This is a genomic window from Faecalicatena contorta, from assembly GCF_021531895.1.
GTDB lineage: Bacteria > Bacillota > Clostridia > Lachnospirales > Lachnospiraceae > JAFBIX01.
Genome location: NZ_JAFBIX010000022.1, coordinates 41546 through 56520 on the forward strand (window position 1 = coordinate 41546; position 14975 = coordinate 56520).

General features: G+C 40.2%; 12 protein-coding genes, 1 other RNA gene and 1 pseudogene. 11 read left to right on the forward strand and 3 right to left on the reverse strand.

The window, feature by feature from the left end; all coding sequences use genetic code 11:
* Positions 1-69: 69 nt before the first annotated feature.
* Complete coding sequence (locus tag JQM81_RS09870) at positions 70-1461, reverse strand: citrate/2-methylcitrate synthase (protein ID WP_235233384.1); 1392 nt, start codon at positions 1459-1461, stop codon at positions 70-72.
* A 275-nt stretch (positions 1462-1736) separates the two neighbouring features.
* Here JQM81_RS09870 and ssrA point away from each other — a divergent pair.
* Positions 1737-2085: a transfer-messenger RNA gene (gene ssrA / locus JQM81_RS09875) on the forward strand.
* Between the two features lie 688 nt (positions 2086-2773).
* Here the strand turns inward: ssrA and JQM81_RS13905 are convergent.
* Positions 2774-2983: pseudogene (locus tag JQM81_RS13905) on the reverse strand (recombinase zinc beta ribbon domain-containing protein); the annotation flags it as partial.
* A gap of 44 nt (positions 2984-3027) precedes the next feature.
* Here JQM81_RS13905 and JQM81_RS09880 point away from each other — a divergent pair.
* Positions 3028-3420, forward strand: a complete 393-nt coding sequence (locus JQM81_RS09880; RefSeq protein ID WP_328282613.1) for a hypothetical protein — start codon at positions 3028-3030, stop codon at positions 3418-3420.
* A 383-nt stretch (positions 3421-3803) separates the two neighbouring features.
* On the opposite strand, the gene JQM81_RS09885 is transcribed toward JQM81_RS09880, so the two are convergent.
* Positions 3804-4205 carry a hypothetical protein gene (locus JQM81_RS09885; RefSeq protein WP_235233386.1) on the reverse strand — a complete coding sequence of 134 codons (402 nt, stop codon included), beginning with the start codon at positions 4203-4205 and terminating at the stop codon, positions 3804-3806.
* Between the two features lie 514 nt (positions 4206-4719).
* Between JQM81_RS09885 and JQM81_RS09890 the strand changes: the two genes are divergently transcribed.
* The 9 genes from JQM81_RS09890 (at position 4720) to JQM81_RS09930 (ending at position 14789) form a co-directional block, all read left to right on the forward strand.
* Positions 4720-7005, forward strand: coding sequence for a hypothetical protein (locus JQM81_RS09890; RefSeq protein ID WP_235233388.1), 2286 nt, complete (start codon positions 4720-4722; stop codon positions 7003-7005).
* Between the two features lie 201 nt (positions 7006-7206).
* A complete protein-coding gene (locus JQM81_RS09895) occupies positions 7207-8847 on the forward strand; it encodes a hypothetical protein (RefSeq protein WP_235233389.1) in 1641 nt (546 codons plus the stop codon).
* On the forward strand, positions 8844-9875 hold the full coding sequence (locus JQM81_RS09900) for a sensor histidine kinase (RefSeq protein ID WP_235233390.1): 1032 nt from the start codon (positions 8844-8846) through the stop codon (positions 9873-9875). The genes JQM81_RS09895 and JQM81_RS09900 overlap by 4 nt, the downstream gene beginning before the upstream one ends.
* Positions 9872-10495, forward strand: coding sequence for a response regulator transcription factor (locus tag JQM81_RS09905; RefSeq protein WP_235233391.1), 624 nt, complete (start codon positions 9872-9874; stop codon positions 10493-10495). Before JQM81_RS09900 ends, JQM81_RS09905 begins: the two co-directional genes overlap by 4 nt.
* A gap of 13 nt (positions 10496-10508) precedes the next feature.
* Positions 10509-11219 (forward strand): hypothetical protein, encoded by a 711-nt coding sequence (locus tag JQM81_RS09910; protein ID WP_235233393.1) that lies wholly within the window; start codon positions 10509-10511, stop codon positions 11217-11219.
* Between the two features lie 47 nt (positions 11220-11266).
* The gene (locus tag JQM81_RS09915) at positions 11267-12520 is read left to right on the forward strand and encodes a hypothetical protein (RefSeq protein ID WP_235233394.1); all 1254 of its coding nucleotides are present in this window, start codon (positions 11267-11269) and stop codon (positions 12518-12520) included.
* A gap of 273 nt (positions 12521-12793) precedes the next feature.
* A complete protein-coding gene (locus tag JQM81_RS09920; protein ID WP_235233395.1) occupies positions 12794-13078 on the forward strand; it encodes a hypothetical protein in 285 nt (94 codons plus the stop codon).
* A 257-nt stretch (positions 13079-13335) separates the two neighbouring features.
* On the forward strand, positions 13336-14010 hold the full coding sequence (locus JQM81_RS09925) for a hypothetical protein (RefSeq protein WP_235233396.1): 675 nt from the start codon (positions 13336-13338) through the stop codon (positions 14008-14010).
* Positions 14007-14789, forward strand: coding sequence for a DNA-methyltransferase (locus tag JQM81_RS09930; protein WP_235233397.1), 783 nt, complete (start codon positions 14007-14009; stop codon positions 14787-14789). The genes JQM81_RS09925 and JQM81_RS09930 overlap by 4 nt, the downstream gene beginning before the upstream one ends.
* The last annotated feature ends 186 nt before the right edge of the window (positions 14790-14975 follow it).

A 14975-nucleotide genomic window follows, 5' to 3' on the forward strand; every position in this document is an offset into this window, starting at 1 on the left:
TTCAATAAAAAAGAGAGCAGAAAATCTGCTCTCGTTGTAATATCTTATGTTGAATAATAATTCTATTCTTTAATTCCGTTCTTCAAGCGGAGTGAAATCTTCATGTGTTCCCACATATTTATAAGCAGGACGAATAATCTTGCCGGCGTTGATTAATTCTTCTAAACGATGAGCACTCCAACCGGGCATACGTGCAATTGCAAAGATTGGGGTAAATAATTCCTGTGGAATGCCTAGCATAGTATAGACAAAACCGCTGTAAAAGTCTACGTTGGCGCAGACATTTTTGAACAGTTTGCGGTGTTCCATGATTAGCTGTCCGGCCAGGCGTTCTACCAGTTCGTAAAGTGCAAATTCTTCCATTAATCCCTTTTCCTCGGCAAGTGCTTTGGCGAATTTCTTCAAAATGACTTCACGAGGATCGGAGAGTGTATAAACAGCATGCCCCATACCATAGATTAGCCCAGAGTGATCAAATGCTTCTTTATTAAGAATCTTTTGCAAATATGTGGCTACTTCTTCTTCGTTGGTCCAGTCATTGATATGAGCTTTGATGTCGGCAAACATATTCTGGACTTTTAGATTGGCTCCACCATGACGAGGTCCTTTTAATGAACCGATAGATGCAGCGACCGAAGAATAAGTGTCTGTACCAGAGGAAGTGACAACATGGGTTGTGAAAGTAGAATTGTTACCACCGCCGTGTTCGGCATGAAGAATCAAAGCGATATCCAATACTTTGGCTTCCAGCTCGGTATATTGACTATCCGGACGTAACATTAGCAGAATGTTCTCGGCCAAAGACAGCCCTTTCTGTGGATTGCGGATCAGTAAAGTCTCGTCCTTACGGAAATGTCGATATGAATGATAAGAATAAACAGCAATCAGAGGAAGCTTGGCAATTAGTTCCAGAGACTGGCGAAGTACATTTCCAGGAGTGATACTTTCTGGATCAGAGTCATATGTATAGAGCGTAAGAATACAGCGCTGCATGGCGTTCATGATATTCTCGTTTGAAGCTTTCATGACAACATCACGGACAAATCGACCGCTTAAATTCTGTAATTCAAACATAACATCAAGAAACATAGAGAGCTTCGTTTTGCTGGGAAGTCTTCCAAACAAGAGAAGATAAATGGTTTCTTCGAATCCAAATTTGCGACCTTTCAGACTGTTTACAATATCATTTACATTAATTCCCTGATAGTATAATGCACCTTCAGCAGGAATCTGACGTCCATTGATGAGATTATAGGCACAGACATCAGAGACTTCCGTCAATCCTGTTAAGACACCCTTTCCGGCGGAATCACGCAGACCACGTTTGACATCATATTCAATATATAAGTTAGGATCAATCCGGTGATTTTTCATCAATTCTTGTTCTAATTTTTCTATGTTCTGTTTTAAAATGTCTGTTTCGTGTAAGTCTTCAAGGTACATCAATTCATTTTCAGCCATACTCATTCCTCCGCTTCTCCGAGATTTAAATGAAAAAACACCTATTACAATTTATCATCACGTCATCGTAATTGGTGTTCGTTATACATAGTATATTAAAATATTTTACACGAAAGAGGATGATAATACAAGAATTTTCTTGGGATTTCTTTGGCTTTGAAATTTTTTATTAGAAAAAAATGGCATTTATATGCTCTTGACAAACATAGTTTCGATTTCTATAATAAAATATATCTAACAAAAGATTCGTTTGCAGACCAGAGAGCATGAATTCAGGGCTTGTACTGGTTTCGACGGGGGTCTGGAAGTTGGAGAAGCCATCCGTAGCGGGACACTACGATAAAAGTTCCAATTAAATATAAACGCAGACGAAAATTTAGCGTACGCTGCCTAATATCGGCAGCAGTCGGTCTTAGGTCATCCGCTGCTTAAGTAACCGGCTTCAACAAGGCGGAGCACTTCGTTTCCAAAGCTTTGAGGAGATGGAAGAACTTATGAAGCTACTAAAGTCAGTAACCTGTCATTAGGTGACTGACGGAGGGAATGTCAGAATAATGACTGTGATGGGAGATGCTCTGGTGGATGGGCTTTCGGACGCGGGTTCAACTCCCGCCAGGTCCACCAAAAAGTCCTTACTCGAACTTTTTACCATAAAAAAATTTGGTTCGTTCGATGTAAGTTCAGAATACATTGGATTTGGAGAATCTGAAACATGAAAATCACATCCGTAGATATTGCGGATGTGATTTTTTGTTATCTCAATTAATTCACTCAATTTTTTAAGTTCATTTCTGCGTGCTTGGTTAACTCGTGCAATAGTATCTTTTATTGGCTCCAATATGGTGTCGAAGGGAGCTTTGAATTCTACATTAATATTGAGTCCATCATTTCCATTGGATACTAAAAACCTAGATACAAGAGATTGGTTTATTAGACGCTTAGTCATATCGCTGGCGGCTCTATAAGTCGTGCCACAGTTTTCGATAAGATCAAGGGCTAAATGTAGGTTGGCTAAAATATTTTCAAAAGTCACATTATGCATATTGATTTCATGTTCAACACTTGCTAATTCTTTAGCGATCTTTTTCTGTTCACTTTTCATTAAGTCTAGCGGAATGGCGTCAGAGTAATGCGCTTCAAGCAACTTTTGGCGTTTATGTTCCAGGGATATTTTTGTGCGATTCAATCCATCAAGCTCCGAGTTGAATTTTTCTCGCTCTTTCAGGATAATTGCTTGTAAATATTCCTCCAGATATTGGCGTAATTCTGGCGTAAGCTGATAATTATCGTAGATTTGCTCTATTTTCTTTTCGACCACATCAATTAATACAGCCTTCATCTTACAATCCTTTACTCGTTTGCTGTGTCGTCCTGCACAGACAAAGTAGGGATATACATCTCCATTCTTTTTCTTCTCGTTACTAACCATTAGGCGCGAACCGCATTCTGCGCAGTATACGCTACTTTTTAGGAAATGTGGGTGCTTTACTGTCCGTTCACCATTTATTCTAGAAGCAAGGATGGGTCAAACTACTACTTGATGTCCGAATAAAGAAAGAAACTGATATAAAATGGGGAACAAAAGTCCATGCAGAGCCTGGCGAATGTGTTCGTTTTCGCATAGGAGTCCAAAACATGAGTTCAGAGATGTTCAGAAACCTAGTACTTCGGGATCTTTTGCCAGATGGCCTATCATATGTAGAAGGCAGTACTATGATATTTAATACAGCACATCCCAAAGGAGTAACACTTAGCGATAAGATTATCCATGATAATGGCATAAATATCGGTGATTATGCTCCGGGAGCTAACGCATGGATTTACTTCAATGCAGTTACATCAGAAGAGCCAAGAGATAGAAATATGATTTATAGAAATGTCATTCAGGCAACTGTAGGTTCTGGTACCAGCAAGGAGATTTTCGTTGATGTTCTTATAGAAGCAAGTGAAGCACTATGAAGAAGGATGCAAGAAATAAATATACAAAAAATCCGCCAAGACTTTTTCGCATCTTGGCGTATTTCTTTTTTGTTCTTTTTATTTTTGCATCCTGTGCTGTTTTAGGCCGCACTGTTCGCCTCTTCGCCGTTCCGCTACAGGATCGCAGTTATTTTGTTATAGTGCCTAAATCTATATTTCTTCCATTCTAAGTTTCCTAACAACCCTTCAATCCCCACTACCAACCCATAGAAGAGAATGCTTTGGTTTAGGATGTTAATGATCTAAATGTACATTCTTGTTGGCAAAATAGCATAAAATTGTAAAAATGTCAATAGTTTTTTCGTGTAATTTGCATAAAATCAAGAGCGTAACAGAGGTGGTGAAATTATGTGTTTTTTAATCTATCTCGCATTTATTCCATTTACAAAGGCTAAATAACAAGCAAAATCTCCGATTGATTTCCGGTTATAGCTGTCGTCCTCTTCGTAACCAAGTTCATCTCGCCATGCAGCAGTTTTTTCTTGTTGCTTAAGATATCTGGCGAGCATATTAAAATGTGTAATCACCGAATTGTGACAGGATGTCCGGCTGGGGTCTTGTTTCATTTTTTCTTCTCGGCTCATCAATAGCCAATTTGCCCTAATGGCTGCATAGCGTGTCGCTACTTTTATAAGATCATCATATAATTCCAATGCATCTGAATCATTCCCGACTTCTGAAACGATTTGCTTATGGATAACCTGCATCTGCTCAAGAGACAGGGATTTTGGAAGTTTTGTATATTCTTCATAAGTACTAATCATGAGTATTTCCCCCTTCTTATTTTTTGGAAGTATATTTTAAATCTAAAATAGCACTTCGTCCAGTAGAATCTGCATTATCTTTCTGGTAAATAGTATGCGGATAGGTTCAGCTCATTTTCTTCATGAAAGTCCAATTCAACCCATTAATCTCGGACGAAATATGCCCTATAATAATTTTGTATCGTTAATTTTCTGAGGTGGATTTCTTGACGATCCACGTAAATTCATAAGCTTCACCGCTATCCAAGAAGCCCCTTGAGGGGGTCTACTTAAGTAGTGTAAAGTTGATGATCTTGGTCAGTTTCCCTTTCTCATCTTTAGTTTTCAGCGACAACATTCGTGAACATGGTACTGATTTTTGATCTTATTTTCCAAAAAAGAACAGTGTGGACATATTTTTTAATTATTTTTCAAAAACTACCTGATTGTGTGGGGTGCTTTCTTTTTAGAAGTGTTACTATAAAGTAGCTTAAACAGGCTTTTATCTTATACGCACAAAAAGGAGGAGTTTTTGATGAAACTAAAAAAATGGGGAGCGCTCTTGCTTGCATTATGCATGATAGTCATGGTGTTCCCGACAACTGCCATGGCAGACGAAAATACCCTGTCAGGGCCAGATGCGGAAAAGAAGAAAGTTATCGAGAATGATTTAATCGTTCAAGCGGGTTCAGCAGACAAACTGATTGGCCAATCACCCACGCCTGGAGATCTGCCACCTGTTATCTCAGATCCAGAGTGGGAGTATGATACTATTCTTTCTTATGTCAAAGCCACTGAGGATTATTATGATAGCACCGGTAAAAAAATGACAGAGGCTGATACATTTCAAAATGACAGTCGTTACACGTATAAAGTGACATTCCAATCTTTTGAGTCGTATCATGGAGACTATTATTATGTACTGTCTGGAAATAATAAAGTTTATATAGATATGAATGGCCAACGCGATTCTATGGATGTTTCCGTATCTGAGGATGCAAATGGCAATACAGTCATCATTGCAACTTACAGTTTCTCGATTGGCACGCCTCCGGAAGAACCGGTTAATGCCTATGAATGTTCTATTTACAACATGAATACCAACGTAAATCAGACAGGTGAAACAGCTAAGATGGATGTTGTTATTGGAGGAACAACCCAATATAGAGTTCAACTCTTCACGACTGACCCTAATGGATTAAAAGAGTATGTAACTACAGATTCCATGCGTTTTGATTACACTACTGTCAAGGATCTCAGTCAGTATGTAGATATAAGTGTTGAGACGGAATATAATTCGTATGTAGTTTCTCTTACAGGAAAACAGATGTTAAATGATTACTCTGGTTGTAATTTCTTATTCAACAACATCGAAGGAAATACCCTTCTTGGGGAAGCTGACGTGACATTTAACTTCATCGAACCAACAGATATTACTTTAAACAAAACATATAAACTATCCGATCAGACATGGCAGACTTTATATTATCGTTATCAGCCTGAACCAAATGGATCTCAGTACTATACCCTTCGGACAAATAATGTTCGGGATTGTACTCCAAACGATGGTCACGGAAAATATAGTATCTATAAGAGTACTGATAAAAATCCAATTATATTCATGCTTTCTCGATTGACAATGGATGAGGAATGTGAATTTGAGCTTGTTAAATATAAACTTCCGACAGAGATCAAAATCCTGCCAATACCCGATAGTATTATTGAAGATATAGAAAAGAATGGCAAGGAGGCTGATTTAAACGGTATTAAGTTTACAGTCACATACGATGACGGAAGTACTTATACGCATGAGTTGAATGGAGAACGAATGACTATATCAGAGGGAGACAATTCGTTTGTTCAATATGAAATGGACTGTTGGGATTTAGATAAAAATAAATACTGTTGCATTCCTGACTTTGAAAAAAATACAATAACTATTTATTCCTATACTTTTTTGAATACTTCTGATGGTCCTTATATTTCTGCTTCTGATGAGATTACATTCTCGGTACGGCAAAAAGTCAACATTACCAAAGGTCTCAGCGAAGTACCCGGCGATCTGGGAGATACGGAATATAATACGGTTGAAAAGATTGAAGATAAACTGACAGAAACCATCATTTCCAACGAAGGATATTCGGCTGATAATACTGTACTTTATGACATTGAGTTTGTAACAAGTGAAGATGGCGGCGAAACATGGATTCCTGTTACTGCCGAGAACTTCCCAGAAGAAGGAATTGCGGTAACACTTCCTTATCCGGAGGGAACCAATGCTGCAGATTATGACTTTACCGTTGTCCATATGTTCGATGAGGAAGTGAACGGTCATCATGCCGGTGAAGTGGAGACCCCTGCAGTAACAGAGGGCGAAAACGGCATCTCCTTCCGCCTGATGGGAACTTCTCCTGTTATGGTCGGATACAAAAAAGCTGCGGTTCCCCATACGCATTCTTATGGAAAATGGACAGACTGTAAGGATGGCAGCAATCATCAGCGCTCCTGCGCCTGCGGAGATGTTCAGAAGGAAGCCCACGTTTGGGATGAAGGGAAAGCCACAAAAGAATCCACCAAGGATGCCGAAGGGATCAAAACCTATACTTGCAAGACCTGCGGTGCAACAAAAACGGAAAGCATTCCTAAATTAACTTCCGATACGACACCATTTAAACCCGGCGATTCTGCAAATCCGAACACGGATACAACATCACCAGAGACCGGAGATTCAGCGAACATTGCTTTGTGGATAATAGTTATGCTCGCATCTGCGGCTGGATTAAGCAGTACTTATTTTGTAAGACGCAAAAACAAAATCTAATCATCAATCAAAAATAACATGTCCACAGGCGAAAGGATATTTCCTATGTCCCACGCTTGTGGGCATGATTTTTTATTCGTTACTCCTATTCCAAGAAACTACACTTTTGTGTGGGGCAGATTTTGTCTTTCATGCTATAATATTCTTATCGTTATCTAACTGCGCAGATTGGTTAGAATCATTTTTCTAAGGGGGGATAAAATGAGCGAGCGAAAAAAATCCGTTGTCCGGCTTTTTGCGGCTACGGCGTTGCTTTTTGCAGTCTCCGCATACCGGCAGCTTAGTATGCGGTATTGGCCAGAGGATTTTCTGCGGCCATATCTTGTCTGGGCTGTTTATATGCTCCTGCTTCTTCGCTGGCAGTATACCATCACGACGAAAATTACGCAGAAAGCTATGCATTGCCATTTAACTGCGCAGAATATCGTGAGTATCCTGTATTTAACCGTTCGCTTCATCCAGGATGCTTTCCTCTATGTTAATATTCCATGGATGCGCTTTACCGGATACTTCATCAATATCGCGGCTATTTTCATCCCGCTGTTCGGTCTTTACGGCTCATTCTATCTTGGCAAGGCAGACGATTATCGGATCAGCAAAAAGTGGTATCTGCTTCTGATTCCGGCGTGCCTTTTAAGCGTACTGGCGCTGACGAATGATCTGCATCATTTTTTCTATTACATTATGCCGGAGGAATCCCAGCCAAATTTGTATTTCCACCCCTACATCGGAACATATATCGTCTATATTTGGGGACTTAGTATCATCAGTTATCAGGTATATGTGATCTACCGGCGCAATGTCACGACGAAGTCTGATTCGCTTTACCGGAAGCTGATTCCCTTCTATGAGCCGATTTTACTGCTCCTGTTCAGCATCCCCTATGCGGCAACGGCATACGTTGTTCGATTTGAGCTTGTGGAATATTCAGCGGGACTGATTTTCATTCTTGTGCTTTGCTGGGAGCTCTATATCCTGACCGGACTGATTCCCGTCAACACGCAGTACAGTGAAGTATTCCGGCGTTCTACAGTGGCGATGCAGATTCTTTCACCGACCGGTGAGCGGATTGCAGTATCGGAAAATGCGGCGGAAATCACGCCTGCTATGCTGGAAGCTCTAAAGCAAAATCAGCATTTTTCTGCTACGGAAGATATTACCATGAACCTGCACCAAATCCCGGGCGGGTATATGGTCTGGCAAACCGATCTCTCGCAGATCAATCAGGCTTTACGAGAGCTTCAGAGACTGAATGCGGAATTGGAAGAAGAACAAGATCTGCTGGCACAGGAAATTCGAATTCAATCGGATGAGACAAGTATTCAGGCACGCAATGATATTTATGACAGCCTATCCTCGGAGGTGTCTGGGCAGCTTACCTTGCTGACAGAACTTTTATCAAAAGAATCCCTTTCAGAGAACGACTGGAACCGCATTTGCCTCATCGGCACGTATATCAAGCGGTTCTGCAACTTGCGGCTCACTTATCAGGAGCAGCAGACGATTCCGATGGGTGACTTAGCCATTAGCTTGCAGGATATGGCGAAATGCATGAAGAATCTTGGAATCATGACAAGTTTGGATTTTTGCCCCACATTGAATTTAGAACCAGAGCTGATTCTTCTCATTATGAAAGCCTTGGAAGAGATTTTAGAGGAGGCAGATTTTCGTCTGACTTCTGTGGCAATCCAAATCAGCGATACGGTTTGCTTTGAGATTACCGGTACAGCCTGCGAGTTTGTTTCCCATTCTTTGGAAGGCGGATATAGCCTTCAGACAGAGAAAATTCCGGCAGGCTATCGGCTTCTACTTTTGAAAGAAGGAGAGGTGGGGCAGTCATGAAAAAGAATATGTCAGCGAAAATGATTAAAAAAGCCATCGACTCTTACCCCGGCGGAATCTGTTTCTCCGCATTGGATGGGCGGGTCATTCTTGTCAATGAGAAGATGAACAAGCTGGCGCTGGAGCTGACTGGACATACAATTCTAAACGCAAAGGCGGCATGGGATGAACTCGCACACTTTGCCAATAACGGCAAGGCGGAAAAGCTAGACCAATCCTGGCTGCCGAAAGAGCCGGACAATGAAAATGGGGGCACTCATCAACAGTTGTTCTTCCGCTTCTCCGACGGCTCGGTCTGGCGTTTTGAGCTGAGATTTCTTGATTCCAATACCGTTCAGATTGAGGCGGCGGAAATTACAGAACTCTACCGACTCAGCGAAGAACTGTACGAGAACACCATTCGGCTGCAGGATATGCAAAAGCGTCAGAAAGCCTTGCTGGACAGTATCGTTGAAGTCAATTTGAATAAAGAGATTCTTGCGGCGAAAATGCATATCCATGATGAACTTGGGCACTGTCTGTTGGCTACCACCAAAGCAATTACGGAAGACAGTCTGGCCGAGAACGCCGATGTACTGCGGGAAAATTGGAACAGCACCATTCGTGATTTTTCCAATATTCCTATGGCGTGGACAGTTCCCGATTCCTCCTTGCAATCTGAACTGCTTCAGGTGGCGGAGCTGATTGGCTGTAAGGTTGTATTCCTTGGAGAACAGCCCACTCAGCGCAAAACCTTACAATTATTATATGCCGCTATCCGAGAGGCGCTCACCAATGCGGTACGTCATGCGAATGCCACGGAATTAATGGTAAAGGTCGAACAAAACAAGCAGGGTTATTACATTGAAATATCCGACAATGGTTGTGTATCTGTTTCAAGCATTACGGAAGGCAACGGCCTTAGTGCATTGCGGCAACGATTAGAACAAGAAGGAGCCTCCCTAAAAGTGCTCTGCGACAATGGCGTTTCTCTCATTGTCAATATTCCCTTTGATTTTGACGAAGCTCAGAAAGGAGGGCGAACATGATACAGGTTTTAGTAGTAGAAGATTCCAGGATTACCCGGGACGCCATTGAAAGTCAGATCGCCAAATCAGAAAAATATGTTTTGTACGCCTCCATAGAAAATGCAGCGAATGCAGAAATAGCCTGTCTTCGTGGGCACGTTGATTTAATCCTGATGGATGTCTGTACTGCCGATGAAGAATCCGGCTTGAAAGCTGCGGCAAAGATTAAGCAATACAACCCTAAAATCAAGATTATCATTATGACCTCCATGCCGGAACATTCCTTTATTCAAAAGGCAAAAGCATGTGGTTGTAATGGCTTTTGGTACAAGGAATATGGCAGCACTGCTTTGATGGAGGTTTGCGACCGGGTGATGAACGGCGAATTTGTTTATCCCGAGGACACGCCGGTGATTCGCATTGGGTACAGCAACAGCACCGAGTTTACCAGTCGGGAATTTGATATTATTCGGGAGCTTGCACAAGGCAGAAAATACGAGGAGATTGCGGCGGATCTTGGCATTACACCTAATACCGTCAAGTACCACATCAAGAATATTTTGCAGAAAACGGGCTACCAGAATACTTTACAGCTAGTGGCCGAGGTCGTAGAAAAGCGATTGATTCTGCCGAAATATTAAGGAGGATAAGCACATGGGTAGTTTAACAGATAAATATCAGCAGTTAAGAAAAGAGACAGAGGAAAAGCAGCGGATCGAGCAGGAGATGCAAAAACAAGAGGCGTATTATGGCAACATCATTAACCGGACAAAATTTGTGTGCAAAGAACATTGGAAAACAAATATGTATGAAGATATTAGCAATGCTTCTGTATATAAATCTACTTTATTATATAAATCTACTTTATTATCAAAGTTCGACCCGCAAAGGCAGGCTTTGTTTCAGGAGGCAGCAAAACTGATTCGTGAAGATAAGTGGATTTCATGGAAGATGCCCGGCAAAAAAGATACGTCTGTAATTAAACACTGTTATTCACTCGGCGAACATGAGATTTATTACGAGCTAGGATCTTACATAAAAACCAAATGGGCGGACGGGAGCATTCATGTTGGCGGTCACAAGAGATATTTCAGTAGAAAGTATGAAGTATTAGGTGGCTTAATGGATGATATACGGAAAATGGTAGCACAAAAAGCGGCCTATCGAGAAATGCAGGAATATTTCAGACTTATCAGTAATGCTGCTGTAGGTGCTTCCAGCTATGTGGAACTAAAGCATAGTAATCGAAGTATAGTCTTATTTAGAGATGGAGATGTACTTTATCGGGGACAGTATATTGAAAAAATGTCTATAAAAGAGCTTGAGGATTTTTTGGCAGAATCCGTGAATAGAATTAACAAATGATTTCTATATTCTTTTAGCTATCAATATAGAAAGAAAGGTGGTTTTTTATGAAGAAATACCATTCCGAAAAAGATCCCTTCAGAGATCGCACAATTATATACGATGAACACGGCAAAAAAGTCGGTTATAGCGAAAAGGCAATCTTTGGTGATCATGTCAATGTCTATGACTCAAAAGGAAATAAGGTTGCCAGACAAGAAAAATCATTCTTTGGAGACCATATTAATGTCTATGATGCTAAAGGGAAAAAGACCGGTGAACAACATCAAGCTCTCTTTGGAAATCATACTAATGTTTACGATGCCAAAGGGAATAAGGTTGGAGAAAGTCAACCGTCTTTCTGGGGCTCCGGTACAGATTATTACAGCCGGGAATCGGCAGCCTCACTACCCTCTGCGGCCATAGACCCGAGCAATTCATGGAATTTTGAGAACAGAAGTGCTCCACCGGCAAGCACAACATCCCAACACACCGTGCTATCTAACGAAATGTACTCAAACATATCCGAGGAAGAGCTTGCGCAGGCTGTAGCTACGAGTCATGAGTTAACCGTGGAAGAAGCCGCATCTTACGCAAAACTCTGTGTAAGCTTATTTGAAAAGGTAAATATCAAAACAGACGGAACCATTTTCACGAAAGAAGAATACAAGAAAAAGGTTCGCTACGGCTTCCTTAAACTCAAATCCTATGAAACAACCAAAACAAAATATGTTCCGGGAGAGACATATTGGTTATTAAAACGCCGAAACGAAAACGAAGAACGTGTAGGATGTTCTCGTGAGGAAAAATACATTTTGGTTCTCACTAAAAGTGGCAAGTTCTATGATGGAGAAATACGGGAAGAATACCGCCATAACGGAACCTATGTCATGCTGAGAAACGACTGGAAAGAATGTTCCACATATCAGTTGCACGAGCTTATTCCGCTTTTGGATCTTCTTTTGAAAAAGCATAGCATTAAGATGTCCTCCGGCCTGTATTGGACGCAGCTCCATCCACAAAAAAACGTAGGAACATCGCCGTCTTGCACTGAAAAAAAAGCAGATACCTCTCCAAGTGCTTCAACAAATCAGCAATATAAATATGTTCTGACGGCCTTAAAATCCGGAAATCAAGCGGATTTAGTGAAAGCAATTCGTACCCTATATGGCTGTGGACGGGATGAGGGCAAGCGGTGGGCAGAATCATCGCAGCTTATTATCATGCAAACCAATGATAAGAATAAAGTGACGGAAGCCGTAAATATTTTTGAAGGCGAATACGGTATCAAAGTTACTATCAATGGCAAATCAAAGCCATAGACTCTGACGGAAGAAGAGCAGGAAAAGTCAAAGATTGACGTAATAAAACAATATAGCTTTTACAAAGTACTCAATTCAATAAAGCATCTTGGTGGAGATCATTATAAATACTTATCCGGTGACTGTGTAAATATGAAAAAAACAGCAAATGGACAGATTACTTATGATGAGCTTATTGCAGAACCGAGAAGAAGCTATGGAGTAAGATATAAGCAGATAAAAACTTAATGCACGGCTCAAATTTGTCAGCTTAAATTGGGGGGGATAATATTAATGAAAAAATGCATGGCCGATGCTAAAGAATGTATTGAACGGATTAATGCAATGAGCAAGACCGATTTTCATCAAAGAATCTTGCGAGGCGTTGCTGCCAGTGAGGAGTTTTCTTGTTTGGTATCTATCGGCATTAAATATCCGACGCAGAGTCAAAAGCAGCATATATGCCAGATGTTGGTGCAGGCAGGAATTCCATTCGAATTCTCCGATGATCCGGATTTTGACGAGAAACTAACTAGAATAGCTTTTGCAATCACTACCAGTGCGGTTAAAGTTATTTAAATCTGAATAGTCGGATAAAAGCAGACAAGAAATGCGAATGGCTCTTGTCTGCTTTTGTTATTTATAATAGGTTCTTAATAATCGCGTTTAGCCATGCTCACTATATTCAGCGTAGTTACAAAATAAAAAACATCATTTTTTCAATATACGATTATTAGAGTTAATTCATGCACATCCACTAATAGCTCAAGCGATTTCTTTTTGCTTTTAGTCGTGATAATATTCTTAGCAGTTAGCATATAAGAACTAGGAATAAAATGACTGAAGGTGATATTTTAGATGAAGTAATAAAAAATGTTAGTATATGTTACGATAATGAGCAGCGTAACCTTGCCAAGATTGCAATTTCGGCACCGACCGAAGGCGTAATAAGAGATGCTGCCGGAAAGTTAGTGGAAAACGTACTTCAGAATATTATAAATACTATCAATGCATGTGTCCCTAATTATAAAATAGTATCAAAAGTAGGAAGTACTGATTACTTGTCTAAAAGTATTAATTATAAAGGCTCGTTATATAGTATGAATACCATCCAGGTAGATAGGCATGTTTTTTCCAATGGCAAAAGGATTGCCTTTATAGAAAATAAGACATATTTAGACTCGTGCTACTATGATCGAGCACTGGCTGACTTTAGAAAAATCATTGAATCGCTATCACAACATGGGCACAAGATAAGTGACTTAGATTTCGTTGTGTTTGCTGGGCAAAATGCGGCGAGCGAGAATACATTAAAAATGTACGAAGCTGATTTCTGGAACTTTACAAGGCATTATACGGATGGCGTAGGGATAGAGCCTAAAACTTTCTTTTTTCTAAAGGGCAAAAGATCCTCCAGTCATCCTTTATACAAAGAGAAACATCCACTAAACGAAGAAAATATAAAAGATCTTGCACGTATGCTCTTAAATGATGCTAAAATGTGTTCATGAATGACTTATTTCTAGATGGCAACATACAGATTATCAATTGCGATATGTTTGATGAATGCGGGCTATCATCTATTACAGATTGCGCCATCGATGCAATAATTACTGACTTTCCGTATGGAACACTAAATAAACGCAATGGCTGGGATAAGGTAATTGACTACGAAGAGTTCTGGAGAATAGTAAACAAAAAGAAGAAAGAAAATGCGCCCGTAATATCGACAGCTCAGATGCCATTTACAGCGTTTCTTGTTTCAACAAATTACAGGGACTTTAAGTACACATTAGTGTGGGAAAAGTCGAAAGCAACAGGATACCTTAATGCTAAAAAACAGCCTTTGCGTGCGCACGAAGATATAGTGGTGTTTTACAAAAAGCAATGTTGCTATAATCCACAGATGACGCAAGGAACTCCTTATAACAAAGGAAAAGCCATAAGAGATACTTTTGCGTATGGAAAGCAAAAGAAGGCAGTATTGGTTAAAAATGATACTGGTATGCGATATCCACGCTCTGTACAATATTTTGTTACCGCAGAAAGTGAAGGAAAACATCATCCGACGCAGAAACCAATTGCACTGTTTGAATGGTTAATTAGAACATATACGAATCCTGGGGACTTGGTCGTAGATCCGTGTATGGGATCTGGAACTACAGCATTAGCTGCCATTAGGACAGGAAGAAAGTTTCTGGGATATGAAAAAGAACCCGAATACTACGAAAAGGCAAAAGCTAGAATAATTGAAGAGGTAGATATGCCTCATCTTTTAGATGCTAGCTAATCTAGAAAATTATCTTTTCTAATTGTGTGTATTTATTGTTTATTACGAAGAATGGGCAATGTTGGGATACAATAGATAGGTAACAAATAAAAAACAAGGATTCACTTCGATATGATATATTGGAGTTGACGAAAAACCAATGATCTTAACGAAAGGAGAATCCTTGTATGTCAATCTTATCACAAC

Coding starts and splice junctions, on each gene's coding strand:
- JQM81_RS09870 (WP_235233384.1), bottom strand. CDS start 1,461: ATGGCTGAAAATGAATTGATGTACCTTGAAGACTTACACGAAACAGAC.
- JQM81_RS09885 (WP_235233386.1), bottom strand. CDS start 4,205: ATGATTAGTACTTATGAAGAATATACAAAACTTCCAAAATCCCTGTCT.
- JQM81_RS09890 (WP_235233388.1), top strand. CDS start 4,720: ATGAAACTAAAAAAATGGGGAGCGCTCTTGCTTGCATTATGCATGATA.
- JQM81_RS09895 (WP_235233389.1), top strand. CDS start 7,207: ATGAGCGAGCGAAAAAAATCCGTTGTCCGGCTTTTTGCGGCTACGGCG.
- JQM81_RS09900 (WP_235233390.1), top strand. CDS start 8,844: ATGAAAAAGAATATGTCAGCGAAAATGATTAAAAAAGCCATCGACTCT.
- JQM81_RS09905 (WP_235233391.1), top strand. CDS start 9,872: ATGATACAGGTTTTAGTAGTAGAAGATTCCAGGATTACCCGGGACGCC.
- JQM81_RS09910 (WP_235233393.1), top strand. CDS start 10,509: ATGGGTAGTTTAACAGATAAATATCAGCAGTTAAGAAAAGAGACAGAG.
- JQM81_RS09915 (WP_235233394.1), top strand. CDS start 11,267: ATGAAGAAATACCATTCCGAAAAAGATCCCTTCAGAGATCGCACAATT.
- JQM81_RS09920 (WP_235233395.1), top strand. CDS start 12,794: ATGAAAAAATGCATGGCCGATGCTAAAGAATGTATTGAACGGATTAAT.
- JQM81_RS09925 (WP_235233396.1), top strand. CDS start 13,336: ATGACTGAAGGTGATATTTTAGATGAAGTAATAAAAAATGTTAGTATA.
- JQM81_RS09930 (WP_235233397.1), top strand. CDS start 14,007: ATGAATGACTTATTTCTAGATGGCAACATACAGATTATCAATTGCGAT.